Annotated in this window: 21 protein-coding genes; 11 read left to right on the top strand and 10 right to left on the bottom strand. The window is 72.0% G+C overall.

Annotated elements, in window-relative coordinates:
- Positions 1-39 precede the first annotated feature (39 nt).
- Positions 40-1,482: an aminobutyraldehyde dehydrogenase gene (locus tag ACIPEP_RS08225; RefSeq protein WP_402716968.1), complete on the bottom strand. Its 1,443-nt coding sequence runs from the start codon at positions 1,480-1,482 to the stop codon at positions 40-42.
- 113 nt (positions 1,483-1,595) lie between these two features.
- On the opposite strand from ACIPEP_RS08225, the gene ACIPEP_RS08220 reads away from it, so the two are divergent.
- The 4 genes from ACIPEP_RS08220 to ACIPEP_RS08205 are packed head-to-tail and all read left to right on the top strand — an operon-like array spanning position 1,596 to position 6,212.
- Positions 1,596-2,078 carry an Lrp/AsnC family transcriptional regulator gene (locus ACIPEP_RS08220; RefSeq protein WP_070417426.1) on the top strand — a complete coding sequence of 161 codons (483 nt, stop codon included), beginning with the start codon at positions 1,596-1,598 and terminating at the stop codon, positions 2,076-2,078.
- Positions 2,075-3,508 (top strand): aspartate aminotransferase family protein, encoded by a 1,434-nt coding sequence (locus ACIPEP_RS08215; RefSeq protein ID WP_070417427.1) that lies wholly within the window; start codon positions 2,075-2,077, stop codon positions 3,506-3,508. Before ACIPEP_RS08220 ends, ACIPEP_RS08215 begins: the two co-directional genes overlap by 4 nt.
- 2 nt (positions 3,509-3,510) lie before the next feature.
- On the top strand, positions 3,511-4,875 hold the full coding sequence (locus tag ACIPEP_RS08210) for an NAD(P)/FAD-dependent oxidoreductase (protein WP_402716967.1): 1,365 nt from the start codon (positions 3,511-3,513) through the stop codon (positions 4,873-4,875).
- Entirely contained in the window at positions 4,875-6,212 is a 1,338-nt protein-coding gene (locus ACIPEP_RS08205) for a flavin monoamine oxidase family protein (protein ID WP_402716966.1), read from the top strand. Before ACIPEP_RS08210 ends, ACIPEP_RS08205 begins: the two co-directional genes overlap by 1 nt.
- Before the next feature lie 87 nt (positions 6,213-6,299).
- On the opposite strand, the gene ACIPEP_RS08200 is transcribed toward ACIPEP_RS08205, so the two are convergent.
- Positions 6,300-6,746 carry a hypothetical protein gene (locus ACIPEP_RS08200; protein ID WP_402716965.1) on the bottom strand — a complete coding sequence of 149 codons (447 nt, stop codon included), beginning with the start codon at positions 6,744-6,746 and terminating at the stop codon, positions 6,300-6,302.
- 765 nt (positions 6,747-7,511) lie between these two features.
- On the opposite strand from ACIPEP_RS08200, the gene ACIPEP_RS08195 reads away from it, so the two are divergent.
- The gene (locus tag ACIPEP_RS08195) at positions 7,512-8,165 is read left to right on the top strand and encodes a DUF1345 domain-containing protein (protein ID WP_070417431.1); all 654 of its coding nucleotides are present in this window, start codon (positions 7,512-7,514) and stop codon (positions 8,163-8,165) included.
- Here the strand turns inward: ACIPEP_RS08195 and ACIPEP_RS08190 are convergent.
- Positions 8,158-9,090, bottom strand: a complete 933-nt coding sequence (locus ACIPEP_RS08190) for an SDR family oxidoreductase (RefSeq protein ID WP_402716964.1) — start codon at positions 9,088-9,090, stop codon at positions 8,158-8,160. The two genes, ACIPEP_RS08195 and ACIPEP_RS08190, sit on opposite strands and share 8 nt — an antisense overlap.
- Positions 9,091-9,217: 127 nt before the next feature.
- Between ACIPEP_RS08190 and ACIPEP_RS08185 the strand changes: the two genes are divergently transcribed.
- Positions 9,218-10,060: a helix-turn-helix transcriptional regulator gene (locus ACIPEP_RS08185; RefSeq protein WP_071302268.1), complete on the top strand. Its 843-nt coding sequence runs from the start codon at positions 9,218-9,220 to the stop codon at positions 10,058-10,060.
- A gap of 12 nt (positions 10,061-10,072) precedes the next feature.
- On the opposite strand, the gene ACIPEP_RS08180 is transcribed toward ACIPEP_RS08185, so the two are convergent.
- From ACIPEP_RS08180 to ACIPEP_RS08170, 3 genes are all read right to left on the bottom strand, one after another.
- Positions 10,073-10,891, bottom strand: coding sequence for an SDR family oxidoreductase (locus tag ACIPEP_RS08180; RefSeq protein WP_402716963.1), 819 nt, complete (start codon positions 10,889-10,891; stop codon positions 10,073-10,075).
- Positions 10,892-10,990: 99 nt separating this feature from the next.
- Positions 10,991-11,344 (bottom strand): hypothetical protein, encoded by a 354-nt coding sequence (locus ACIPEP_RS08175; RefSeq protein ID WP_402716962.1) that lies wholly within the window; start codon positions 11,342-11,344, stop codon positions 10,991-10,993.
- A 180-nt stretch (positions 11,345-11,524) separates the two neighbouring features.
- Entirely contained in the window at positions 11,525-11,965 is a 441-nt protein-coding gene (locus ACIPEP_RS08170) for a VOC family protein (protein WP_402716961.1), read from the bottom strand.
- 60 nt (positions 11,966-12,025) lie between these two features.
- On the opposite strand from ACIPEP_RS08170, the gene ACIPEP_RS08165 reads away from it, so the two are divergent.
- Both ACIPEP_RS08165 and ACIPEP_RS08160 read left to right on the top strand, forming a co-directional pair.
- Positions 12,026-13,060 (top strand): nitrilase-related carbon-nitrogen hydrolase, encoded by a 1,035-nt coding sequence (locus ACIPEP_RS08165; RefSeq protein WP_402716960.1) that lies wholly within the window; start codon positions 12,026-12,028, stop codon positions 13,058-13,060.
- Complete coding sequence (locus ACIPEP_RS08160; RefSeq protein WP_402716959.1) at positions 13,057-14,076, top strand: agmatine/peptidylarginine deiminase; 1,020 nt, start codon at positions 13,057-13,059, stop codon at positions 14,074-14,076. The genes ACIPEP_RS08165 and ACIPEP_RS08160 overlap by 4 nt, the downstream gene beginning before the upstream one ends.
- Positions 14,077-14,079: 3 nt before the next feature.
- Here the strand turns inward: ACIPEP_RS08160 and ACIPEP_RS08155 are convergent, their stop codons facing one another.
- Positions 14,080-15,207, bottom strand: coding sequence for an alpha/beta hydrolase (locus ACIPEP_RS08155; protein WP_402716958.1), 1,128 nt, complete (start codon positions 15,205-15,207; stop codon positions 14,080-14,082).
- Positions 15,208-15,510: 303 nt separating this feature from the next.
- Here ACIPEP_RS08155 and ACIPEP_RS08150 point away from each other — a divergent pair, with 303 nt between their 5' ends.
- Together ACIPEP_RS08150 and ACIPEP_RS08145 are read left to right on the top strand one after the other, a co-directional pair.
- A complete protein-coding gene (locus ACIPEP_RS08150) occupies positions 15,511-16,923 on the top strand; it encodes an APC family permease (protein WP_229084682.1) in 1,413 nt (470 codons plus the stop codon).
- A 17-nt stretch (positions 16,924-16,940) separates the two neighbouring features.
- Complete coding sequence (locus ACIPEP_RS08145; protein ID WP_336696760.1) at positions 16,941-18,326, top strand: NAD-dependent succinate-semialdehyde dehydrogenase; 1,386 nt, start codon at positions 16,941-16,943, stop codon at positions 18,324-18,326.
- Positions 18,327-18,529: 203 nt separating this feature from the next.
- Here ACIPEP_RS08145 and glgX read toward each other — a convergent pair whose 3' ends face one another.
- Complete coding sequence (glgX, locus tag ACIPEP_RS08140) at positions 18,530-20,548, bottom strand: glycogen debranching protein GlgX (RefSeq protein ID WP_402716957.1); 2,019 nt, start codon at positions 20,546-20,548, stop codon at positions 18,530-18,532.
- Positions 20,549-20,646: 98 nt separating this feature from the next.
- Here glgX and ACIPEP_RS08135 point away from each other — a divergent pair, with 98 nt between their 5' ends.
- Positions 20,647-21,099 carry a hypothetical protein gene (locus ACIPEP_RS08135; RefSeq protein ID WP_402716956.1) on the top strand — a complete coding sequence of 151 codons (453 nt, stop codon included), beginning with the start codon at positions 20,647-20,649 and terminating at the stop codon, positions 21,097-21,099.
- A gap of 22 nt (positions 21,100-21,121) precedes the next feature.
- Here ACIPEP_RS08135 and ACIPEP_RS08130 read toward each other — a convergent pair whose 3' ends face one another.
- Complete coding sequence (locus ACIPEP_RS08130) at positions 21,122-21,274, bottom strand: hypothetical protein (RefSeq protein ID WP_175473650.1); 153 nt, start codon at positions 21,272-21,274, stop codon at positions 21,122-21,124.
- Between the two features lie 52 nt (positions 21,275-21,326).
- Complete coding sequence (locus ACIPEP_RS08125) at positions 21,327-21,821, bottom strand: GNAT family N-acetyltransferase (protein WP_070417443.1); 495 nt, start codon at positions 21,819-21,821, stop codon at positions 21,327-21,329.
- Between the last annotated feature and the right edge of the window lie 21 nt (positions 21,822-21,842).

The following is a 21,842-nucleotide window of genomic DNA, read 5'->3' as shown; positions in this document are numbered from 1 at the left end:
GCCTCCTGCTGCTCGTGCTGCTCGGGGTCGGGTTCGGGCTCAGCCGATGTAGGACATGACGTGCTTGATGCGGGTGTAGTCGTCGAACCCGTACTGGGACAGGTCCTTGCCGTAGCCGGAGTGCTTGAAGCCGCCGTGCGGCATCTCGGCGACGATCGGGATGTGGGTGTTGATCCACACGCACCCGAAGTCGAGGTCGCGGGCGAAGCGCATCGCCCGCGCGTGGTCCGTCGTCCACACCGAGCTCGCCAGGCCGTACTCGACGCCGTTCGCCCACGCGAGGGCCTGCTGCTCGGTCGAGAAACGCTGGACGGTCTGCACCGGGCCGAAGATCTCCTGCTGCACGGCGCGGTCGTCCTGCCGGAGCCCGGAGACGATCGTCGCCTCGTGGTGGAAGCCGCGGTCGCCCAGGCGGTGGCCGCCGAGCTCGATGGACGCGTGGTCGGGGAGGGTGTCGATGAACGACCGGACCTGGGCGAGCTGGGCCGCGTTGTTCACCGGGCCGAAGTACGGGGTCGGCGCGTCCGGGCCGGTCTGCGCGTCGGTCCGTGCCGCCTCGGCGAGCGCCGCCACGAACTCGTCGTGGATGCCGTCCTGCACGAGCAGGCGGGTGGCGGCGGTGCAGTCCTGCCCGGCGTTGAAGAAGCCGGCGGCGACGATGCCGGCCACGGCAGCGGGGACGTCGGCGTCGTCGAACACGATCACCGGGGCCTTGCCGCCGAGTTCGAGGTGGGTCCGCTTGAGGTCACCGGCGGCGGCGCGGGCGACCTCGATGCCGGCGCGGACGGAGCCGGTGATCGACACGAGCTGCGGCGTGGGGTGGTCGATCATCGCGGCGCCGGTCGTCCGGTCCCCCACGACGACGTTGAGGACACCGGGCGGCAGGAACTCGGCAGCGACCTCGGCCAGCAGCAGGGTCGACAGCGGGGTGGTGTCGCTCGGCTTGAGCACGGTCGTGTTCCCCGCGGCGAGCGCCGGCGCGAACTTCCACACCGCCATGTTGAGCGGGTAGTTCCACGGGGTGACCTGGGCGACGACACCGATCGGCTCGCGCCGGACGAACGACGTGTGGTCGGTCATGTACTCGCCGGCGCTCCGCCCCTCGAGGTTCCGGGCGGCGCCGGCGAAGAAGCGGATCTGGTCGACGGAGAGCAGGATCTCGTCCTCGACGAGGGTGGCGCGGGGCTTCCCGGTGTCGAGCGACTCGAGGTCGGCGAACTCCTCCGCCCGCTGCTCCATCGCGTCGGCGATCCGGAAGAGCGCGAGCTGTCGTTCCGCCGGTGTGGTGCGGCCCCACGTCCCGAACGCGCTGCTCGCCGCACGGAAGGCCGCGTCGACGTCGGCGGCGCTGGACACCGGCGACGTGCCGTAGACGTGCTCGTCGGTCGGGTCGATCAGGTCGAAGGCCGCGTCGGCACGGACCTCGACGGACGCGCCCCCGATGAAGTTCCGGACCTCGCTCGTCTTCGTGGTCTCCCGCATGGCGGCGATACTGGCACGGAAAAAGCCGGTTCGGAAGACTTGTAACAACGGAAATCGTCGTGAAACACGGTGTTCACAACGGATTCCCTTGCTTTCTGGGCGATGGCGCTGCAATGCTGTCCGGCATGGCGGCAGCACCACGACGTCCGGGACCGATCGACGACACCTCGAAGCGGATCATCGAACAACTCCAGGCGGACGGGCGCCGTCCGTACGGCGAGATCGGCAAGGCGGTCGGTCTCAGCGAAGCGGCGGTCCGGCAGCGCGTCCAGAAGCTGACCGAGACCGGCGTCATGCAGATCGTCGCGGTGACGGACCCCCTGCAACTCGGGTTCCACCGCCAGGCGATGATCGGCATCCGGGTCAGCGGCGACACCCGAACCGTCGCCGACGAACTCGAACGGCTCCCGGCGGTCGACTACCTCGTCATGACCGCCGGGAGCTTCGACCTCATGGTCGAGGTCGTCTGCGAGGACGACGACGACCTGATCGAACTCCTGAACGGCACCATCCGGGCGATCCCGGGCGTCGCCGGCACCGAGACCTTCGTCTACCTGCAACTCCGCAAACAGCTCTACGACTGGGGAACGCGATGACCATCTCCGAACGACCCACCACCCGTCTCGGCTCGTACGACCCGTTCGCACCGGTGGACGACGCCGCGCTGCAGCAGAAGTCGCGCGACCACCTGTGGATGCACTTCGCCCGGCACGGTGCGAACCAGGCCGGTGCCGACGTGCCGATCATGGTGCGCGGCGAGGGGCACCACGTCTACGACAGCCACGGCAAGGAGTACATCGACGGGCTCTCCGGCCTGTTCGTCGTCGCCGCGGGCCACGGCCGGAAGCGCCTGGCCGAGATGGCCGCCAAGCAGGCCGAGACGCTGTCGTTCTTCCCGATCTGGTCGTACGCGCACCCCGCGGCGATCGAGCTCGCGGACCGGTTGGCCGACCACGCCCCCGGCGACCTCAACAAGGTGTTCTTCTCGACCGGCGGCGGCGAGGCCGTCGAGACCGCGTTCAAGCTCGCGAAGTACTACTGGAAGCTCCGCGGCAAGCCGATGAAGCACAAGGTGATCTCCCGCGCGGTCGCGTACCACGGCACCCCGCAGGGAGCACTCGCGATCACGGGCATCCCGGCGATGAAGCAGATGTTCGAGCCGCTCGCGCCGGGTGGCTTCCGCGTTCCGAACACCAACTACTACCGCGCCGCCGAGATGGGCTTCGCCGGCGAGAGCGAGGAGGAGTTCGGCTTCTGGGCGGCCGAGCGCATCCGCGAGATGATCGAGTTCGAGGGTCCGGACACCGTCGCCGCGGTCTTCCTCGAGCCGGTGCAGAACTCCGGCGGCTGCTTCACCCCGCCGCCCGGGTACTTCCAGCGGGTCCGCGAGATCTGCGACGAGTACGACGTGCTGCTGGTCTCCGACGAGGTGATCTGCGCGTTCGGTCGGATCGGCACCATGTTCGCGTGCGACACCTACGGCTTCGTGCCGGACATGATCACGTGCGCGAAGGCGATGACCTCGGGCTACTCCCCCATCGGCGCGACGATCATCAGCGACAAGCTCTTCGAGCCGTTCTCCACGGGCGACACGACCTTCTACCACGGGTACACGTTCGGCGGGCACCCGGTCTCCGCCGCCGTCGCGATGGAGAACCTCGACATCTTCGAGGAAGAGGGGCTCCTGCAGAACGTCCAGCAGAACGCCCCGCTCTTCAAGGCCGAGCTCGACACGCTGCGCGACCTGCCCATCGTCGGGGACGTCCGTGGTGACGGGTACTTCTACGGCATCGAGCTCGTGAAGGACAAGGCCACCAAGACGACCTTCGACGACGCCGAGTCGGAGCGCCTGCTCCGCGGGTTCCTCTCGAAGGCGCTGTTCGACGCCGGGCTGTACTGCCGTGCCGACGACCGCGGCGACCCCGTCGTGCAGCTCGCGCCGCCGCTCACCATCGGGCAGCCGGAGTTCCGCGAGATGACCTCGATCCTGCGGAGCGTCCTGTCCGAGGCCTGGACGAAGATCTGACCGTGACCGGCTACCGGGGCGTCTCGTTCTGGCTCGACGCGCTCGTCACGAGTGGCCGCGACGACCTGACGCCCCGGCCGCCGCTCGACGGCGACACCACCGCGGACGTCTGCATCGTCGGCGGTGGACTGACCGGTCTCTGGACCGCGTGGTACCTGCACCAGGCCGACCCGCGCCTCCAGGTCGTCGTCGTGGAACGCGAGATCGCGGGCTTCGGCGCGTCCGGACGCAACGGCGGCTGGTGCTCCGCACTGTTCCCGCGGTCCGCCGAGGCGATCGCCCGCGAGCACGGCCGCGACGCGGCCCTCGCCCTGCGTCGGGCGATGCGCGACACCGTCGTCGAGGTCGGGCGCGCAGCGTCCGAGGCCGGAGTCGACTGCGACTACGTCAAGGGCGGCACCGTCCTCTACGCCCGCTCCGCCGTGCAGGAACGCGCGGCCCGCGACGAGGTCTCCGCCTCGGCCGCGTGGGGCGACGACATGACGTACCGCGATGCACGCCCCGGCGATGCGGCCGGATCGGCCGGTGTCGCGTGGACGCCGGACTGCGCGCGGGTCCAGCCCGCAGCGCTGGTGCGCGGCCTGGCGGCGGCCCTGGAGGCGCGGGGCGTCTGGATCGCGGAGCACACGCCCGCCGTGTCGTGGGGTCCAGGGCACGTGGTCACGTCGCGCGGGACCGTCACGGCCGGTGCCGTGGTCATCGCGGTCGAGGGCTACGGCGCGCAGCTCGAGCAGACGAAGCGGCGCATCCTGCCGCTGTACTCGCTCATGATCGCGACGGCACCGTTGCCCGCGGCGGTGTGGGACCGCGTCGGGCTCGAGCACGGGCAGACGTTCTCGGACTACCGGCACCTGCTCGTGTACGGGCAGCGCACGGCGGACGACCGACTGGCGTTCGGCGGACGCGGAGCCCGCTACCACTGGGGGTCCGCGATCACCCCCGGCTACGACCGGGTACCGCGCGTGTTCGAGCACCTGCGGCGGTCCTTGGTCGAGCTGTTCCCCGCCGTCGCCGACGCCCCGGTCACCCACACGTGGGGCGGACCACTCGGGGTGCCCCGTGACTGGTGCGCCTCGGTCACGTGGGACGGCCACGTCGGGACCGCCGGCGGCTACGTCGGCGACGGCCTGTCCACGACGAACCTCGCCGGACGGACGCTCGCCGACCTCGTGCGGGGTGTGTCCTCGCCGCTGACCGCGCTGCCGTGGGTGAACCACCGGTCGCCGGACTGGGAGCCGGAGCCGCTGCGGTTCCTCGGGGCGAACGCCGGGCTCGTGGCCACCGACCTGGCCGACCGCGAGGAAGCACTGACCGGGCGGCCGAGCCTCGCCGCCCGCCTGATGGCACCGCTGACCGGAGGACACTGATGGCTGCACTCGATGCCGACGTCGTCGTCGTGGGGGCCGGGGTCGCCGGGCTCGCCGCTGCTCGAGCGCTCGTGCAGGGCGGGCAGCGAGTCGTCGTGCTCGAAGCCCGCGACCGCATCGGAGGCCGCACCTGGACCGACGACGAGATCGGGGTGCCGGTCGACCTCGGAGCCTCCTGGATCCACGGCATCGAGGGGAACCCGCTCTGGTCGCTGGCGTCCGCGTTCGGGATCGAGACCGTCGAGTTCACCGTCGGCAGCTTCCAGTTCGACGGGCGGCCGATCGGCTGGCACGCCCCGTCCGGACGGCGGTTGACCGCGCCCGAGGCCGCGTCGTTCGTCGCGGACCTGCACACCGTCGACGCGGCCCTCGCCGCGGTGGTCGCCGACGCCCCGCCGCCGGCGACCTACGCGTCCGCCGTCGACACCGCGCTGCGGTCCCTGCAGTGGCAGGGCGACCGGGCCGCGCGGATCCGCGAGTACACGGCGCACCGCTCCGAGGACCTCTGCGGCGCCCCGGTCACCGTGCTCGACGCGCACGGGCTCGACGAGGAGCACGTCGCCGGCGACGAGGTGGTGTTCCCCGGCGGCTACGCCCAGTACGCGCACGCCCTGGCGGGCGGGCTCGACGTGCGGCTGTCCTCCGTCGTCGCCGCCGTGCGCTCGTCGTCCTCGGGCGTGGTCGTCGGGCTCGCCGACGGGACGACCGTGTCCGCTGCGGAGGTCGTCGTCACGGCACCCCTCGGCGTGCTGCAGGCCGGCGCGATCACGTTCGAGCCACCGCTCGGGCCCGCGGTGCTCGACGCGATGGGCCGACTCGGGATGGGCGTCTACGACAAGGTGTTCCTGCGGTTCCCGTCCCGGTTCTGGGGCGAGTCGTGGGTGGTCCGCCAGCAGGGGCCGGCCGGAGTCGACTGGCACTCCTGGTACGACATGTCCCGCGTGACCGGTGAACCGGTGCTCGCGGCGCTCGTGGGCGGTGCCGGCGCGCGGCGGATCGAGTCGCTGCCCGATGCCCTGGTCGTCGACGAGGCGGTCGAGGCGCTGCGCCGGATGTTCGGGCCCTCGGTCCCGCAGCCGGACGGCGTGCGGATCACCCGGTGGGCGGCGGACCCCTTCGCGCGCGGGTCGTACTCGTACCTGCACGTGGGGGCGTCACCGGACGACCACGACCTGCTCGGCAACCCGTCGGGGCGGGTGCAGCTCGCCGGTGAGGCCACGTGGGGCGACGACCCCGCGACCGTGCACGGGGCGCTGCTCTCCGGGCTGCGGGCGGCGGGGCGGTTGCTCGGGCACGAGGTGTCGGCCGGGTCGTTGGCGGGGCCGCTGCCCGGCTGACGGGCGGGCCGGTGTCGGCCGGTTCCGGCCGACACCCGCCGGCCGGTTCCGGCCGGCACCCGCCGGCCGGTCGGGCGTGACGCTCCGTCAGTCGAAGGCCGGGGTGTCCGCCGAGCACCGCACCGCGTCGCCCGGCCGCGCCGACGTCTCGCTCGCGATCTCGCGCTTCCCGTCGAGCAGGATCCGGCACGTCGCCGTGGCTCCGGCGCCCGGCGTCGCCCGCACCGACGCCCGCTGCTCGGCGAGGACGATCGCGTCGTGCTCCCAGCGCGACCCCTCGCCGTCCGAAGACCCGATCTCCTGCGCGTCGAGCCGGTGCACCTCGGGTGCTTCGCCGCGCCGCTCGGCACCCTCGACCCGCACGTCGGTGAGCGCGGCCCCGCTCGGCTGGTCGACGCGGACCTCGTAGGTCACGGACCAGGCATCGCCCGTCTGCTGCTGGACGAAGCTGCACCCGGTCGCGAGCACCGCGACGGAGCCGGCGACCACGGCGGCGGCGAGGAGACGGACGGTGGGACGGTTGCGTTCGGACATGCCACCAGCCTGCGCACCGACCGCCCGCGGATCGTCCTCCGGGCGACGCGACCCCGTGCGACGACGGATCGATCCCGGGTCCTCCGAGCGGTTGACATCGGCTCCGTCCGCCCGCGCGGTCAGTACCGTCGACCGCATGGGAACCGTGCTGCCAGGCGTGATCGCGTTCGTCGTCGGGGTCGTCCTCGCCGTCGGGGCGCTCGTGCCGTGGACGGCGTGGGAGTACCGCCGTCACGGGCAGCTCGGCTTCCGACGCTCGCTCGTCGCGTTCGGCACGCTCGGACGGGTGCCCCGCGCCGGCAAGAGCGCGGGACACCCTGGGCTCAACCCTTGCGCCACACGTCGTGCAGGAGCCGGGCCAGGGTCACGAGCAACGTCGCAATCCCCAACCACGGCACCTGACGGCGTCGACGCGGTTCGTCGTCGGAGGACATCCGAACCACCTTCCGTGTCAGCGCCGGCGGACACGAAGAGCAGGGGCCGAGGGACGTGCGACCCGACGGTGATCGGGTTACACTGGTTCCGAGTTCAAGCTCGGGACGCATCGTGTCCCTCGTTCTCCACTCGGAGAGCAAATCGAAGCCCATCGCTGTTTCCCGAGCGGTGGGCTTCATCCTTGCTCGGGCCACGATCCGGCGGTGACGCGGCCCGCCACCAGCCTACTGATGTTCCATGTTCCGGTGAGAGCGACACGGGGGTCGCGCTGACCGGACCCTCACGGGTCGCACGGGCCCGGAACGGTGTTCGAGTGCCACACTCGGAGCCGTGACGACGACGCGGACCACACCCCGGCACGAGCACCGCGGGCCGGTCGCCGTCGCCGTGCTGGTGAACCTCGCGCTGAGCCTGTTCCTGCCCGACGAGGTCCTGTTCTTCCCGTCCTGGGTGGTCCCGCTCCTCGGGGTGCTGCTCCTCACCCCGCTCATCGTGTTCAACCCTCGGCGGCTGACCCGTGAGACCACCTGGTCGCGGTGGCTGTCCACGGGCCTCGCGGTCCTGCTGACGGTCGCGAACCAGCTGACCGTCGTCCGCACGATCGACGAGCTGCTGCACGGGCACCCCGACGGCGGCGCGGTGCTCCTGACCGCCCTGCAGGTCTGGGTGAGCAGCATCATCGCGTTCGGGCTCGTGTACTGGGAGCTCGACCGGGGCGGCCCCGTCGCCCGACGGCAGCCGGGGCTGTGGGTGACCGACCGCGCCGACTTCCAGTTCCCGCAGGAGACCGACCCGAAGACGGCGGCCTGGCGGCCGGTGTACCTCGACTACCTCTACGTCGCGCTGACGAACATGATGGCGTTCAGCCCGACGGACACGATGCCGATGACCATCCGGGCGAAGATGATCATGGCCTACCAGTCGATCGGCGGGTTCATCCTGCTGGCGCTCGTGATCTCTCGCGCGGTGAACATCATCAGCTGACCGAACTCCCGACGAGCGACTCCGACACGTCCCAGAGCCGAGCGGCGTCCTCGTCACGGAGCAACGGCGCCCACGGCTTCCGACGGCCGGCCGGTCCGCCGAGCTGCCCGGGTCCGGTCGGACCGACGAAGCCTCCGTCGAGGTCCGCGTCGGTCGCCGCGAGCAGGGCCGGCTCCGCCGCCGAGGCCGGTGTCCCGACGAGGAGCCCGCGCGCCGACAGCCAGCGGATCAGCCGGACGGCCACGGTGTCGCCCGAGCGTCCGATCTCCGGTCGTGCGGCGAGCAGGCTCGTGGGTGCGACGCCGGGGTGGCTGACCGCACTCGTGATCCCCCACCCGCCGGCCCGGCTCCTCCGACCGAGCTCGAGGGCGAACAGCGCGCACGCGAGCTTCGACTGCCCGTACGCCCGCGCGACGTCGTAGTCCCGCTCGGACTGCAGGTCGTCCCACCGGATCGAGGCATGCTGCGCCGCCACGCTCGACTGCATCACGACCCGACCGTCGGCGGCACGGAGCAGGGGGAGCAGGGCGCCGACGAGTGCGACGTGCCCGAGGTGGTTCGTGCCGAACTGCAGCTCGAAGCCGTCCCGGGTCGTCTGCCGCTCCGGCGGGTTCATCACGCCGGCGTTCCCCACGAACACGTCGATCGGCGTGCCCTCGGACCGCATCCGCTCCCCGAGCGTCGACACGGACTCCAGCGAGGACAGGTCCAGGTCCTCGAGCAGCACGGATGCATCCGGGTGCTGCGCGGTGATCCGGGCGACGGCCGCCGCTCCCTTGTCGCGGTTGCGCACCGGCACGACCACCTCCGCCCCGGCGCCGGCGAAGCGCGCGGCGATCTCCAGTCCGATGCCGTCGCTCGCTCCGGTCACCAGGACCCGGCGCCCGCCGAGGTCCGGCAGGGTGAGTCGTTCGTTCCGTGCCATGGTCCGCCTCTTCCGTCGTGGTGAGCACCCGATCTGGCACCCGAGACGATCGTCGCCGCGTCGTGCACACGCAACCACGGCCTGACGATCCGTGGCTGCGGTCGACGCCCCGGGAGAGGATGGGCGCATGATCGACCGAGCGTCCCTCGCGGACTTCCTCCGCAGCCGTCGGACGGCCCTGCAGCCCGAGGACGTCGGCCTGCCCCGGGGCCAGCGCCGTCGCACGAGCGGGCTGCGGCGCGAGGAGGCGGCGCTGCTGAGCAACATGTCCGTCGACTACTACGCGCGGCTGGAACGGGAGCGCGGACCGCAGCCGTCCGACCAGATGCTCGCGTCGATCGCGCAGGGCCTGCGCCTCACGATCGCGGAGCGCGACCACCTCTTCCGCCTCGCCGGACACGAGCCCCCGACCGCGGCGTCCGGCGGCGACCACGTCAGCCCCGGCATGATGCGCATCTTCGACCGGCTCGCCGACAGCCCGGCCGAGATCGTCACCGAGCTGGGCGAGACGTTGCAGCAGACGTCCCTCGCCGCCGAGCTCACCGGTGACGCCAGCGGCCGACGGGGCGACGACCGGAGCATCGGGTACCGGTGGTTCGCCGACCCGGCGTCCCGGGACGTCCACCCGGTCGAGGACCACCCCTTCCTGTCCCGGATGTACGCCTCGGGTCTCCGCACCGTCATCGCTCGCCGCGGACCCGACTCCCGGGCCGCACACCTGGCCGAACGGCTGCTCGCGACGAGCGAGGAGTTCCGCGAGGTCTGGGCGCGCCACGAGGTCGGCATCCGCCCGCGTGACGTGAAGACCTACCGCCACCCGGAGGTCGGGCTGCTCACCCTGCAGTGCCAGGTGCTGCAGGACCCCGACAGCTCGCAGAACCTGCTCGTGTACACCGCCGAACCCGGCAGCGAGACCGCCGAGCGACTCCGGCTGCTCGCCGTGGTCGGCTCGGCGGTCGGTCGCGCCTGACCTCGGAGGTCGTCAGGCGCCGTGCGCCTCCTCGGCCACCGGCTGCCACTCGCGCCAGGTCGCCAACCGCGACTCGTAGTCACGCTCCGCGATGCCGAGCGGCGCCTTGCCGAAGAACACCCGCAGCGGCGGCTCGTCCGCGTCGACGACCTTCAGGATCGCGGACCGGGTCGCCTCTGGCTTGCCGGGATCGGCAGCGGACGGGCGCTTGGACGCGGCCTCGCGCACGTCGGCGTAGGCGGCGATCTCCTCGCTGTGCTTCGAGGACGGACCGGACCAGTCCGTCGAGAACCCGCCGGGCTCGACGAGGGTGACGTGGATGCCGAAGCCCGCGACCTCCTGGGCCAGCGACTGCGAGATCCCCTCGAGCGCCCACTTCGACGCGTGGTACGCCCCGACCGTCGGGAACGCGCTGATCCCGCCGATGCTCGACACCTGGATGATGTGTCCGGACCCCTGCTCGCGCATGATCGGCAGCGCCGCCTGGGTGACCCAGAGCGCACCGAACAGGTTCGTCTCGAGCTGCGCGCGCACCTCGTCCTCGGCGAGCTCCTCGACCATGCCGAAGTGGCCGTAGCCGGCGTTGTTGACGACGACGTCGAGGGAGCCGAAGTGCTCGGCGGCACGCTGGACCGCGGCGATGTCGGCTGCACGGTCGGTGACGTCGAGCTGCAGTGCGAGGAACGTGTCCGGGTACTGGTCGACGAGGTCGTGCACGTCGTCGGGGTTGCGGGCGGTCCCGGCGACGGAGTCCCCGCGCTCGAGTGCCGCTTCCGTCCACTCGCGGCCGAAGCCCTTGGACGCGCCGGTGATGAACCAGGTCTTGCTCATGTGTCCTCCTGTTGTCTGACCGGATCAGTCAACGCCCGGGGCACGGTTGTCACCTCGACGCCCGGGGGACGCGCGCGCCGACCGGACAGCCGCCGCCGGTCAGCCGATGGAGCGGTCGATCGCGAGGAGCCCGAGCAGGAAGACGGCGATGATCGACCCGAGACCGATCGTCGGCGTCCACACCCGCCGCCGCAGTGTCGGAGCCCCCGCGGCGCCGAGGGTCCACGTGGTGATCGAGATCGCGAGCGACACGAGGGGCACGACGATCAGCGCGGTCTCCCCGACCCCGTACGAGCACCGCATCGCGTCGACCGAGGCGCACGGCGCGTACAGCGTCTGGGCGACCAGCATCCCGAAGAACGTCGAGAAGGACGCGAACACCTCGACGAACACGAGGAAGACGAACGCGACCCCCAGTGCCCGTCCACCGCGGCGGCGGAGGCCCTGGGTCACGACCGGGTCCAGCTCCGCGTCGCGTACCAGGCGATGACGCCGAGGAACGGTGCGACGAGCAGGGCGACGAGGGAGAGGGAGGCTCCGGTCCCCATCAGGTTGTCGAGCATCCCGTGATGCTCCCAGGACGGCGACGGCGCGGACAGCCCCTCTTGGCGTGACACACCCGCCGAACGACCGTCAGGGTCTGGGCGCCGCGAACTCCAGGTTGACGTCGTCCGGGTCCTGCACGGACAGGATCACGAGCCCGAACGGCGGCAGGTCGGTCACCTCGCCGTGCTCGATCCCCACCGCGTCGAGCCGGCCCACCGCGGCGTGCAGCTCGTCGACCGAGGCGACCCGGAACGACACGTGGTCGAGGCCGACCCGGTCGGCGTCGAACCGGTCCCCCGCCGGCGCGACCGGCCGCAGGCCCAGCGTCTGCCCGCCGAACGTGAAGGAGCACCCGCCGTAGGTCCGCCACGGGTCGTCGTGGATCGTCGGGTCGTCGATCTGGTCGCTGAAGTCGCTCCCCGGAGGCATCCCGAACAACTGCTCGTAGAAGGCCTTGCTGCGTCGGATGTCGGTGACCGTCAACCGGACGTGCGAGAAGCCGAGCGGCGTGACGATGGGTTCGCTCATGCGTCCACACAACACCTCGAGGGGGTTGCGCTCGTTGATCGTGCGATCAACAATGGCGTCATGGACGTCATCACCGGCACACCGCAGCGGTCTCCCCTGCACGAGGACACCGGCCGACCCCGACGCCGCGTGCGCGCCGGCCTCGTGCAGTCCCGGTGGCTCGAGGATCCCGCTGCCCACCGTGCCCAGCTCGCGGACGGCATCGCGACGGCAGCGGCGAACGGCGCCACCGCGGTGTTCCTCCCCGAGCTGACGCTCTCGCGCTACCCGGGCGACACCCCCGCGACCGGCGCACCGAAGGAGTCGGCCGAGTCGCTCGAGGACGGCCCGACGGTCGCGTTCGCTCGCGCCCAGGCGGCGGAGCACGGGGTGTTCGTGCACGCCTCGCTGTACGAGCGTCCGGCCGCCGACGACCGGCCCGAGGACCCACGCGGCTACAACACGGCCGTCCTCGTCGCGCCGGACGGCACGCTGGTCGGTCGGACGCGCAAGACGCACATCCCGATCAGCGCCGGCTACTACGAGGACACCTACTTCCGCCCGGGCACCGACGCCGACGCCTTCCCGGTGTACGAGCCGGCCGGACTCGGCGCCCGTGTGGGCCTGCCGACCTGCTGGGACGAGTGGTTCCCCGAGGTCGCGCGGTCGTACGGTCTCGCCGGCAGCGAGGTCCTCGCGTACCCGACGGCGATCGGGTCCGAGCCGTCGTTCCCCGCGTTCGACACCGCCCCGATCTGGCGGCAGGTCATCGTGGCGAACGGCATCACCTCGGGGCAGTTCATGGTGGTCCCGAACCGCTGGGGCGACGAGGGCGACATCACCTTCTACGGCTCGTCGTTCATCTCCGACCCGTTCGGCCGCGTCCTCGTCGAGGCACCGCGGGACGCGAGTGTCGTGCTCGTCGCGGACCTCGACCTCGACGCCCGCACGGAGTGGCTCCGGCTCTTCCCCTTCTACGTCACGCGCCGTCCGGACCTGTACGGCACGCTCGTCGCCCCCGTCGACGAGGAACGCCACGCGTACGGCGCACGCGACGCGATCGACGCGGCCATCGCCGTGGCGGCGACCCCCACCGGACGCGAGGTGCGCGCATGACGTGGGCCATGCCTCCCGAGACCGCCCCGCAGGAACGCACCTGGATGGCGTTCCCGCGGCCCGGACTGACGCTCGGCGACGACCTGGCAAGCGCCGAGGCGGCGCGTACCGTCTGGGCGGCGACCGCGAACGCGATCAGCGAGTACCAGGCCGTCACCGTGGTCGTCGACCCGGTCGCGCGCGACGACGCCCGACGCCTCCTGTCCGGCGCCGTGGACGTGCTCGAGGCGCCCCTCGACGACTTCTGGATGCGCGACATCGGTCCGACGTTCGTGGTCGACGACGTGACCGGGGCCCGTGGCGCGGTGGACTGGGTCTTCAACGGCTGGGGCGCGAACCCGTGGTCGACGTGGACGCGCGACGCCGAGGTCGCCGCCACCGTCGCCGCGGCCGCCGGGGTGGAACGGATCCCGTCACTGCTCGTGAACGAGGGCGGGGCGATCCACGTCGACGGGACCGGACGCGTCCTCGTCACCGAGACGGTCCAGCTCGATCCCCGACGAAACCCCTACGCCGACCGCGCGCGGGTGGAGCAGGAGCTGGCGCGGACGATCGGCGCGACCGACGTGGTCTGGCTGCCCCGCGGTCTTACCCGCGACTACGACGGCTTCGGCACCCGGGGGCACGTCGACATGGTGGCGACCTTCGCCGGCGCCGCGATGGACACCGTGCTGCTGCACGCCCAGCCGGACCCGGGCCACCCGGACCACCTCGTGATGCCGATCGTCCGGCGGGCGATCGAGGACGCGACGGACGCCACCATCGTCGAGCTGCCCGCACCCGCAACGCTCGCCGACGCCGACGGACCCGTCGACTGGAACTACGTGAACCACGTGGTGGTGAACGGCGCGGTGATCGCGTGCGGGTTCGGGGAGCCGGTGGCGGACGAGCGGGCGCGGGGGATCCTCGCGGACGTGTACCCGGGGCGGGAGGTGCGGACGATCGACGCGCGCGAGGTGTTCGCGCGGGGCGGTGGGCTGCACTGCATCACGCAGCAGGAGCCCTCGGCGCAGTAGACGTCAGGCCGCCGGCGCCCCGAGCCCCACCCGCGGCTGCAACCAGTCGAGCCCCGCGGCGAGCGCCGCCCGCGCCGTCACCCAGCTGTGCCGCCCACCCGGCACCACCCACGTGGCGACGTGCATCCCCGCTGCCCGCGCCCGCTCGGCCATCACGGGCATCACCGGCCCGTAGGTGGTGTCGAGGGCCCCGGCTGCGAAGAACGCGTTCGAGTCCCGGAACGGCGCACCGGCACGCAGCAGCGCCGCCGGCTGCGCAGCCGCCCACGCCGCCCGGTTCCCGGCGAACCCCTCGTCGACGGTCTTCGTCTCGCTGCCGAGCGTGGGCCCGTCCTCGCCGGAGACGTCGATGAGGTTGCCGAACCGCGAGGGGTCCCCCGCCCCGAGCTGGATCGCGCACGTCCCGCCCTGCGAGAACCCGCCGATGGTCCACGCGGAGGCCGCGGTCTGCACCCGCAGGTGGCTCGTCACCCACGCCGGGACGTCCTCGGTGAGGTAGGTCCGGCTGTTGCCGAGCGCCCCGTCGACGCACATCGGGTTCGCCGACCGCGGGCCGAGCTGGTCGGGGACGACGACGATCGGTGCGAGGCCGCGGTCGACGGTCGCGAGCGCGTCCATCGTCTGCTCGATCGCCCCGCCGGTCTGCACGTCCTCGGGACCGGCTCCGCGGGACTGGCCGGACAGGAGCACGTCGACGGGCAGCGCCGGCGGGTCGGCGGTGAGCGCGGCCGGGGGCAGGTACAGCAGGGCCTGGCGTGCGACGAAGTGCGATCGCGTGGCCGGGATGGTCACCCGGAGCAGCCGCCCCTGCGTCGGCAGGTCGGCCGGTGCGGTCCACGTCCTCGCCAGGTCGACGCTCGCCGGAGCGGGAGTGGACCCGGGTGCCTCGGCAGCGGGGATCCCGCCGGCCGTGGTCGCGATCGGGGCGTGCGCGGAGGAGCGTGCGCTCGGCACGGTCGTCGCGCGGGCCGTGGAGGCGCGGCTCGGCTCCGCGACGACGACGGCCCGCCCGCCAGCGGCGGAGCCCGTCCCACCCGCACCGGTCGCGTGGGCGACGCCCCACCCACCGGCCGCGCCGAGCGCGAGGCCGACCACCAGCCCCGCGGCGACCAGTCCTCGTGTCCGTGTCATCGGTCGTCCTCGTCCGTCGGCGTCCGGCCCGGTGCCGGTCGTGCCGAGCCGATCGTAGGGAGCCGTGCCGGGAGTGCGCCCGCGGTTCCGGCACCGTGGCTGAGCATCTTCCCGGCCGGTCCCAGGCTCCGGTCGGCAAGCGACACCGCGTACATCCCTGCCTCGCATCGTGTACTCCGTGGCGGGTCCGACGCTGCCCACGGCGTCGGTATCGTCAGCGGATCGGTCCACCCGATCAGGTCCGCGCACCGCCGCGCGGACCCCGGCCCCCGCAGCTCCGGCTGCGAGCAGGAGGAACTCCCCATGGCGTCACCGACCATCGTCACCGCCCCGCCCGGCACCGCGCGCGGTGGGTCCCTGAAGCGGAGTCTCGGGCTGTGGGCGATCGTCGGACTCGGCCTCGGGTACATGACGCCGACCGTGGTGTTCGACACCTTCGGCATCGTCTCCGGTGAGACGAACGGCGCCGTGCCGAGTGCGTACCTCATCGCCCTCGTGATCATGCTCCTGACGGCGATCAGCTACGGGAAGATGGTCCGCGTCTACCCGGCGGCGGGTTCGGCCTACACCTACGTGCGGGAGTCGATCCACCCGAACGCCGGCTTCATGGTCGGCTGGGCGTCCCTGCTCGACTACCTGCTGCTGCCGATGGTGAACGCGCTCATCATCCGTCTGTACCTCGAGCAGGTCTTCCCGGCACTGCCCGCGTGGGTGACGGTGGTCGTCTACACGCTGTTCGTCACGACGGTGATCTGCCTGTCGATGCGCGGGACGTCGAACCTCAACATGGTCCTGCTCATCGGGGCGATCCTCGCGATGATCGCGTTCGTCGTCTTCGCCGTGATCGAGCTCGTCGAGGGTGCCGGTGCCGGCACGGTGGTCAGCGCCGAGCCCTTCGTGCACGACGGCGTGACGATGTCGGCGCTCCTCACCGGGGCGACCGTCGTGTGCTTCTCGTTCATCGGGTTCGACGCGGTGACGATGTACACGGAGGAGGCGAAGAGCATCCGCATCATGCCGAAGGCGATCCTGCTGACCGTCCTCATCGGCGGGCTCATCTTCCTCGTCTCGGCGTACTTCGCCCAGCTCCGCTTCCCGACCAACGCCCCGTTCGGCGAGTTCACCGACGACCCGCTGCCCCAGATCGGGCTGCTCGTCGGCGGCAGGGTGTTCCAGGCGATCCTCGTCGCCGCCGGGTTCGTCGCCGCGCTCGCCTCGGGCCTCGCCTCGCACGCCAGCGTCGCCCGCATGCTGCTCGTGATGGGCCGCAACAACGTCCTGCCGAAGAAGGTCTTCGGGTACGTGAGCCCGAGGACCCGCACACCCATCCCGAACGTCGTCATCGTCGGGGCGGTCACGCTCCTCGCGATGACGTTCTCGCTCGACACCATCTCGGCGTACATCAACTTCGGCGCCCTCATCGCGTTCACGTTCGTCAACCTGACGGTCATCGTGCACTTCGCCTGGCGCGAGGGCCGCCGGCACACCGCCCGTGACCGGTTCGCCTTCATCGTCCTCCCCGGGGTCGCGATGCTGCTGACCGGTGTTCTCTGGTCTCAGCTGCACGCCGACGCCCTCATCGCCGGCGGCGTCTGGGCCGCGATCGGCTTCGTGTACCTGCTGGTGATCACGAAGGGGTTCCGGATCCAGCCGAAGGGCTTCGACGAGAACCAGCCCGTCACCGGCGTCAACAAGCAGCTGACCGACCAGGTCTGAACCACACAGGAGACACGATGAACGACACGGCCACCGTCTACGCGGTCACCGACCCGGCCACCGGCCAGACCCTCGCCACGTTCCCGACGATCACCGACGACGAGCTCCGCGCGGCGATCGACACCGCCGACCGCACGCACGCCCAGTGGTCGCGCACGAGCACCGTCGCCGACCGCGCCGCGCTGCTGCACCGCGTCGCCGAGCTGTACCGGGAGCGTCGGGACGACCTCGCCGCCACGATCGTCCGCGAGATGGCGAAGCCGATCGACCAGGCCGTGGGCGAGGTCGACTTCTGCGCCGACATCTACGACTACTACGCGGACCACGCCGAGGAGTTCCTCGCCGACCAGCCGATCACCCTGGCGGACGGCAGCGAGGGCAGCGCGTTCATCCGGAAGTCCTCGATCGGCGTCCTGCTCGGCATCATGCCGTGGAACTTCCCCGCGTACCAGATCGCCCGGTTCGCCGGTCCGAACCTCGTCATCGGCAACACCGTCCTGCTCAAGCACGCCCCGCAGTGCCCGGAGTCCGCACTCGCGATCGAGCAGGTCTTCCACGACGCGGGCTTCCCCGAGGGCGCGTACACGAACGTCTTCGCCACGAACGACCAGGCGGCCGACGTCATCGCCGACCCGCGCGTCCAGGGCGTCTCCCTCACCGGCTCCGCACGCGCCGGTGCCGCCGTCGCCGAGATCGCCGGCCGCAACCTCACCAAGGTCGTCCTCGAGCTCGGCGGCTCGGACCCGTTCGTCCTGCTGTCGACCGACGACCTCGACGCCGTGGTCGAATCAGCCGTCGCCACCCGCCTCGAGGGCAACGGCCAGGTCTGCAACGCCGCGAAGCGCTTCCTCGTCGCCGACCACCTGTACGACGACTTCCTGGCGAAGTTCACCGACGCGATGGCCGCGGTCTCGCCGACCGACCCGACCACGCCCGGTGCCGAGCTCGGTCCGCTGTCCTCCCCCGCCGCTGCCGACCGGTTGCAGGAGCAGCTCGCGGCGGCCACCGCCCAGGGCGCCACCGTCGTCACCGGCGGCCAGCGTCAGGGCAACGCCTTCACGCCGACGATCCTGACCGGCGTCACGCCCGACAACGACGCCTACCGCGAGGAGTTCTTCGGCCCCGTCGCCGCCGTCTACCGGGTCGAGGACGAGGACGCCGCGATCACGATCGCGAACGACACCCCGTACGGCCTCGGCTCGTACCTCTTCACGACCGACGCCGAGCAGGCGCTGCGCGTCGCCGACCGCATCGAGGCCGGGATGGTCTACGTGAACATCGTCGGCGCGGACAGCCCGGAGCTCCCCTTCGGCGGCGTCAAGGCGAGCGGCTTCGGCCGCGAGCTCGGCCCGCTCGGGGCCGACGAGTTCGTCAACAAGAAGCTGATCCGCATCGGCGGCTGACGCCCTGGACCCGGCCCACGGGCGGACGGGAGGGGGGGGGGGCCCCCCCCCCCCCCCCCCCCCCCCCCCCCCGGGGGCCCCCCCCCCCCCGGGGGGGGCGGGGGGGGGGGGCGCGCCCCCCCCCCCCCCCGCGGCCCCCCCCCCGGGGGGGGGGGGGGGGGGGGGGCCCCCCCCCCCCCCCCCCCCCCCGCCCGCCCCCTGGTCTAGACCAAGGCCGTGAACGACGCGTCGCGCACCAGCACCGTCGCCGCGTCGTCGCCGACGGCCTGGTCCGGGTCGCTCGACAGCCCGAGGGACCAGCGCCCGCCACCCGGCTTCTCCGGCAGGGTGAACTCGACGGTGGTCTCCGACGCGTTGAGCAGCACCGCCACGGTGTCGTCGCCCTGCTGCAGGACGAGCATGACCGCCCGGTTGCCGCCGTCCGCCCAGTCGGCGTCGTCGAACCCCTTCGCGTCGGCACGGAGCACGTCCACCGTGGACGCCGAGTCGCCCGGGGCCGTGCGGTACCACTCGGGACGCAGGGACACGTGGTCGCGGCGGAATGCGATCGCCTCGGTCGTGAAGGCCAGCAGGTCCCGGTCGGCCGCGGCCCAGTCGAACCACGAGATCTCGTCGTCCTGGCAGTAGGCGTTGTTGTTGCCGCCCTGCGACCGGGCGATCTCGTCGCCGCCGAGGATCATCGGCACGCCCGCCGACAGCAGCAGCGTGCCGAGGAAGTTCCGGCGCTGCCGGTTCCGGTAGTCGTTCACCACGCCGTCCTCGGTCGGACCCTCGACACCGCCGTTGAACGAGGTGTTGTCGCTCTCGCCGTCGTTGTTGTCCTCGCCGTTCGCCTCGTTGTGCTTCTCGGCGTACATCGTCAGGTCCGCCAGGGTGAAACCGTCGTGGGCGGTGACGAAGTCGACCGAGCACAGCGGGGAGCGCCGGGAGCCCTCGTAGACGTCCGGGCTGCCGAGCACCCGCTGCACGGCGTCGCCGAGGGTGCCCGCATCGCCGCGCCAGAACGCGCGCAGGTCGTCGCGGTACTTGCCGTTCCACTCCGACCAGTCCGCCGGGAAGCCGCCGACCTGGTAGCCGGCGGTGTCCCACGGCTCGGCGATCATCTTCACCTCGCGGAGCACCGGGTCCTGGTGGATGATGTCGAGGAACGCTGAGTGCTTCTCCGCCTCGCCGCCCTGACGGGTCAGCGTCGTCGCGAGGTCGAAGCGGAAGCCGTCGACGTGCATCTCCTCGACCCAGTACCGGAGCGAGTCCATGACGAGGCCGAGCGCCGCGGGGTGCGACACGTTGAGGCTGTTGCCCGTGCCGGTCGTGTCGAAGTAGTTCGCCTCGTCGCCCTCGACCAGGCGGTAGTACGACTCGTTGTCGATGCCCTTGACCGAGAGCGTCGGGCCCATGTGGTTGCCCTCGGCCGTGTGGTTGTAGACGACGTCCATGATGACCTCGAGGCCGGCGGCGTGCAGGGCCTGCACCATCGCCTTGAACTCGGCGACCTGCTGGCCGGCGGTGCCGGACGACGAGTACTCGTCGTGCGGGGCGAAGAACCCGATGCTGTTGTAGCCCCAGTAGTTGCGGAGGCCCTTGTCGGCGAGGGTCGAGTCCTGCACGAACTGGTGCGTCGGCAGCAGCTCGACGGCCGTCACGCCGAGGTCGGTGAGGTGCTTGATCGCCGCCGGGTGCGCGAGTCCGGCGTACGTGCCGCGGATCTCCTCGGGCACGTCCGGGTGCTGCTTCGTGAAGCCCTTGACGTGGACCTCGTACACGACCGTGTCGGCGAGGACCGTGCGGGGTCGCGCGTCGTCGCCCCAGTCGAAGTCGCGGTCGGCGACGACGGACTTCGGCATCGCCGCGGCCGAGTCGGTCTCGTCGATCTGGTCGGGGTGCTGCATGTCGTGGCCGAACAGCGCCTGGCCCCACTCGTACGTGCCGTCGACGGCGGTGGCGTACGGGTCGAGCAGCAGCTTCGCCGGGTTGTGGCGGAGGCCCTTCGCCGGGTCCCATGCGCCGTGGACGCGGAAGCCGTAGCGGGTCCCCACGGTTACGTCCGGGACGACGTCGTGGAAGGTGTAGCCGGTGCGGTTCGTGAGCTCGGTGCGGTGTTCGGTGCCGTCCTCGTCGAACCGGCAGAACTCGACGCGCTCGGCGGTGCTGGAGAAGAGAGCGACGTTCGCGCCGCCGTCGACGAGTGTCACGCCGAGCGGGGTGCGGGAAGAAGTGGTCATGCCGTCGTTCTACCGGTCGGCGACTGTGTCCCCGGCTCGCCGACGTACCCCGTCGCCGAGCGTGGTGCGCAGCGCAACTCCGGTCCTAGGATCACCACGTGACCACCGGTGTCCCGCGCTCCCGCCCCGTCCTCGTGACCGCTGCCGTCGTGCTGTGGCTCGTGCTGTTCGCGTGCGACCTGGTCACACGGCTCGTGGACCTGCCCGGAACGGTGTCGTCCGGTGACCCCTGGGCCCTCGTGCCGGTCGCCATCGGCCTGGCGATCCTCGGCTGGTTCGTGTTCGGTGCACTGCGCGTCGGCCGCGGCTCCGGACGCGCGCGGTTCTGGATGGCGGTGCTCGGTGTGGTCGGAGCCATCGGCGCCCTCCTGCCGCCGTACGGACTCACCACCGCGAACGGCGTACTGGGTGCCGTCGCCGCGTTCCTGCCGTACCTGCCCGCTGCTCGCGGGTACTTCCCGCCACGCCAACGCCCTGCTGCCCGGGTCGCGCAGCCGCGGGTGGTCGGTTGGGACCCGGACACCGGCGAGCCCATCCGCGCCGCCGACTGACGAGGGCGCGGACCAGACCGCGCTACTGCGGGTCGACCGGCTCGCCGCCCGAGTCGTGGTCGCTGTCCTGCTCCGGGTCCTTCGTGGCGTCGCCCGAGGGCGAGCCGTCCGGCAGGTCCTCGGTGTACTGCCGCTCGGCGTCGGTGGGGTCGCTGGTTCCGCTGGTGTCGCTCATGTCCCGGACCGTACGCGCGCGGCGTCCGGTGTCCGTCCAGGACGGGCGTCGCTCAGCGGACGAGCCGCACGGTGGAGCCGATCGGGCCGAAGCTCGACGTCGCGCCGTCCGGAGCGAATCCGTTCCGTCGGTAGAAGGCGTGCGCACGCGGGTTGTCCTCGGCGACCCACAGCGATGCCGGACGGTCACCGAGGACCGCGTCGAGGAGCGCTTGACCGCTGCCGTCACCGTGGGCGCGCCCGAGCACGTACAGCATCGTGAGTTCCTCGGGTCGGACGGCGTCGGGCTCGGGCGTCGCCTCCACCGCGGCGAAGCCGACGATCCCGTCAGCGCCGTCGGCCACCACGGCCGCGAACGTCCCCTGGGCGAGGTTCGCGCGCCACATGTCGAGTCGCCGTCCCAGGTCGAACCACGGGTCGGTCTCCGGATCGTCCACGAACCGGCCGTAGGTCTCGCGCCACGACGTGGTGTGCACGCGCGCGATCCCCTCGGCGTCGGCGGTCGTCGCCGGGCGGATCACCACGGCCTCGTCGTGCGGGTCTCCCATGGGACGACCGTACCGGCCGCG

The sequence above is a fragment of the Curtobacterium sp. NPDC087082 genome, assembly GCF_044745045.1.
Lineage (GTDB): Bacteria > Actinomycetota > Actinomycetes > Actinomycetales > Microbacteriaceae > Curtobacterium.
This window is presented reverse-complemented; position numbering and strand designations above follow the sequence as displayed.

Bases quoted from the DNA above. Each gene is read 5' to 3' on its own strand.
- ACIPEP_RS08225 (WP_402716968.1), bottom strand. From the start codon at position 1,482: ATGCGGGAGACCACGAAGACGAGCGAGGTCCGGAACTTCATCGGGGGC.
- ACIPEP_RS08220 (WP_070417426.1), top strand. From the start codon at position 1,596: ATGCTGTCCGGCATGGCGGCAGCACCACGACGTCCGGGACCGATCGAC.
- ACIPEP_RS08215 (WP_070417427.1), top strand. From the start codon at position 2,075: ATGACCATCTCCGAACGACCCACCACCCGTCTCGGCTCGTACGACCCG.
- ACIPEP_RS08205 (WP_402716966.1), top strand. From the start codon at position 4,875: ATGGCTGCACTCGATGCCGACGTCGTCGTCGTGGGGGCCGGGGTCGCC.
- ACIPEP_RS08200 (WP_402716965.1), bottom strand. From the start codon at position 6,746: ATGTCCGAACGCAACCGTCCCACCGTCCGTCTCCTCGCCGCCGCCGTG.
- ACIPEP_RS08190 (WP_402716964.1), bottom strand. From the start codon at position 9,090: ATGGCACGGAACGAACGACTCACCCTGCCGGACCTCGGCGGGCGCCGG.
- ACIPEP_RS08185 (WP_071302268.1), top strand. From the start codon at position 9,218: ATGATCGACCGAGCGTCCCTCGCGGACTTCCTCCGCAGCCGTCGGACG.
- ACIPEP_RS08180 (WP_402716963.1), bottom strand. From the start codon at position 10,891: ATGAGCAAGACCTGGTTCATCACCGGCGCGTCCAAGGGCTTCGGCCGC.
- ACIPEP_RS08170 (WP_402716961.1), bottom strand. From the start codon at position 11,965: ATGAGCGAACCCATCGTCACGCCGCTCGGCTTCTCGCACGTCCGGTTG.
- ACIPEP_RS08165 (WP_402716960.1), top strand. From the start codon at position 12,026: ATGGACGTCATCACCGGCACACCGCAGCGGTCTCCCCTGCACGAGGAC.
- ACIPEP_RS08160 (WP_402716959.1), top strand. From the start codon at position 13,057: ATGACGTGGGCCATGCCTCCCGAGACCGCCCCGCAGGAACGCACCTGG.
- ACIPEP_RS08155 (WP_402716958.1), bottom strand. From the start codon at position 15,207: ATGACACGGACACGAGGACTGGTCGCCGCGGGGCTGGTGGTCGGCCTC.
- ACIPEP_RS08150 (WP_229084682.1), top strand. From the start codon at position 15,511: ATGGCGTCACCGACCATCGTCACCGCCCCGCCCGGCACCGCGCGCGGT.
- ACIPEP_RS08145 (WP_336696760.1), top strand. From the start codon at position 16,941: ATGAACGACACGGCCACCGTCTACGCGGTCACCGACCCGGCCACCGGC.
- glgX (WP_402716957.1), bottom strand. From the start codon at position 20,548: ATGACCACTTCTTCCCGCACCCCGCTCGGCGTGACACTCGTCGACGGC.
- ACIPEP_RS08130 (WP_175473650.1), bottom strand. From the start codon at position 21,274: ATGAGCGACACCAGCGGAACCAGCGACCCCACCGACGCCGAGCGGCAG.
- ACIPEP_RS08125 (WP_070417443.1), bottom strand. From the start codon at position 21,821: ATGGGAGACCCGCACGACGAGGCCGTGGTGATCCGCCCGGCGACGACC.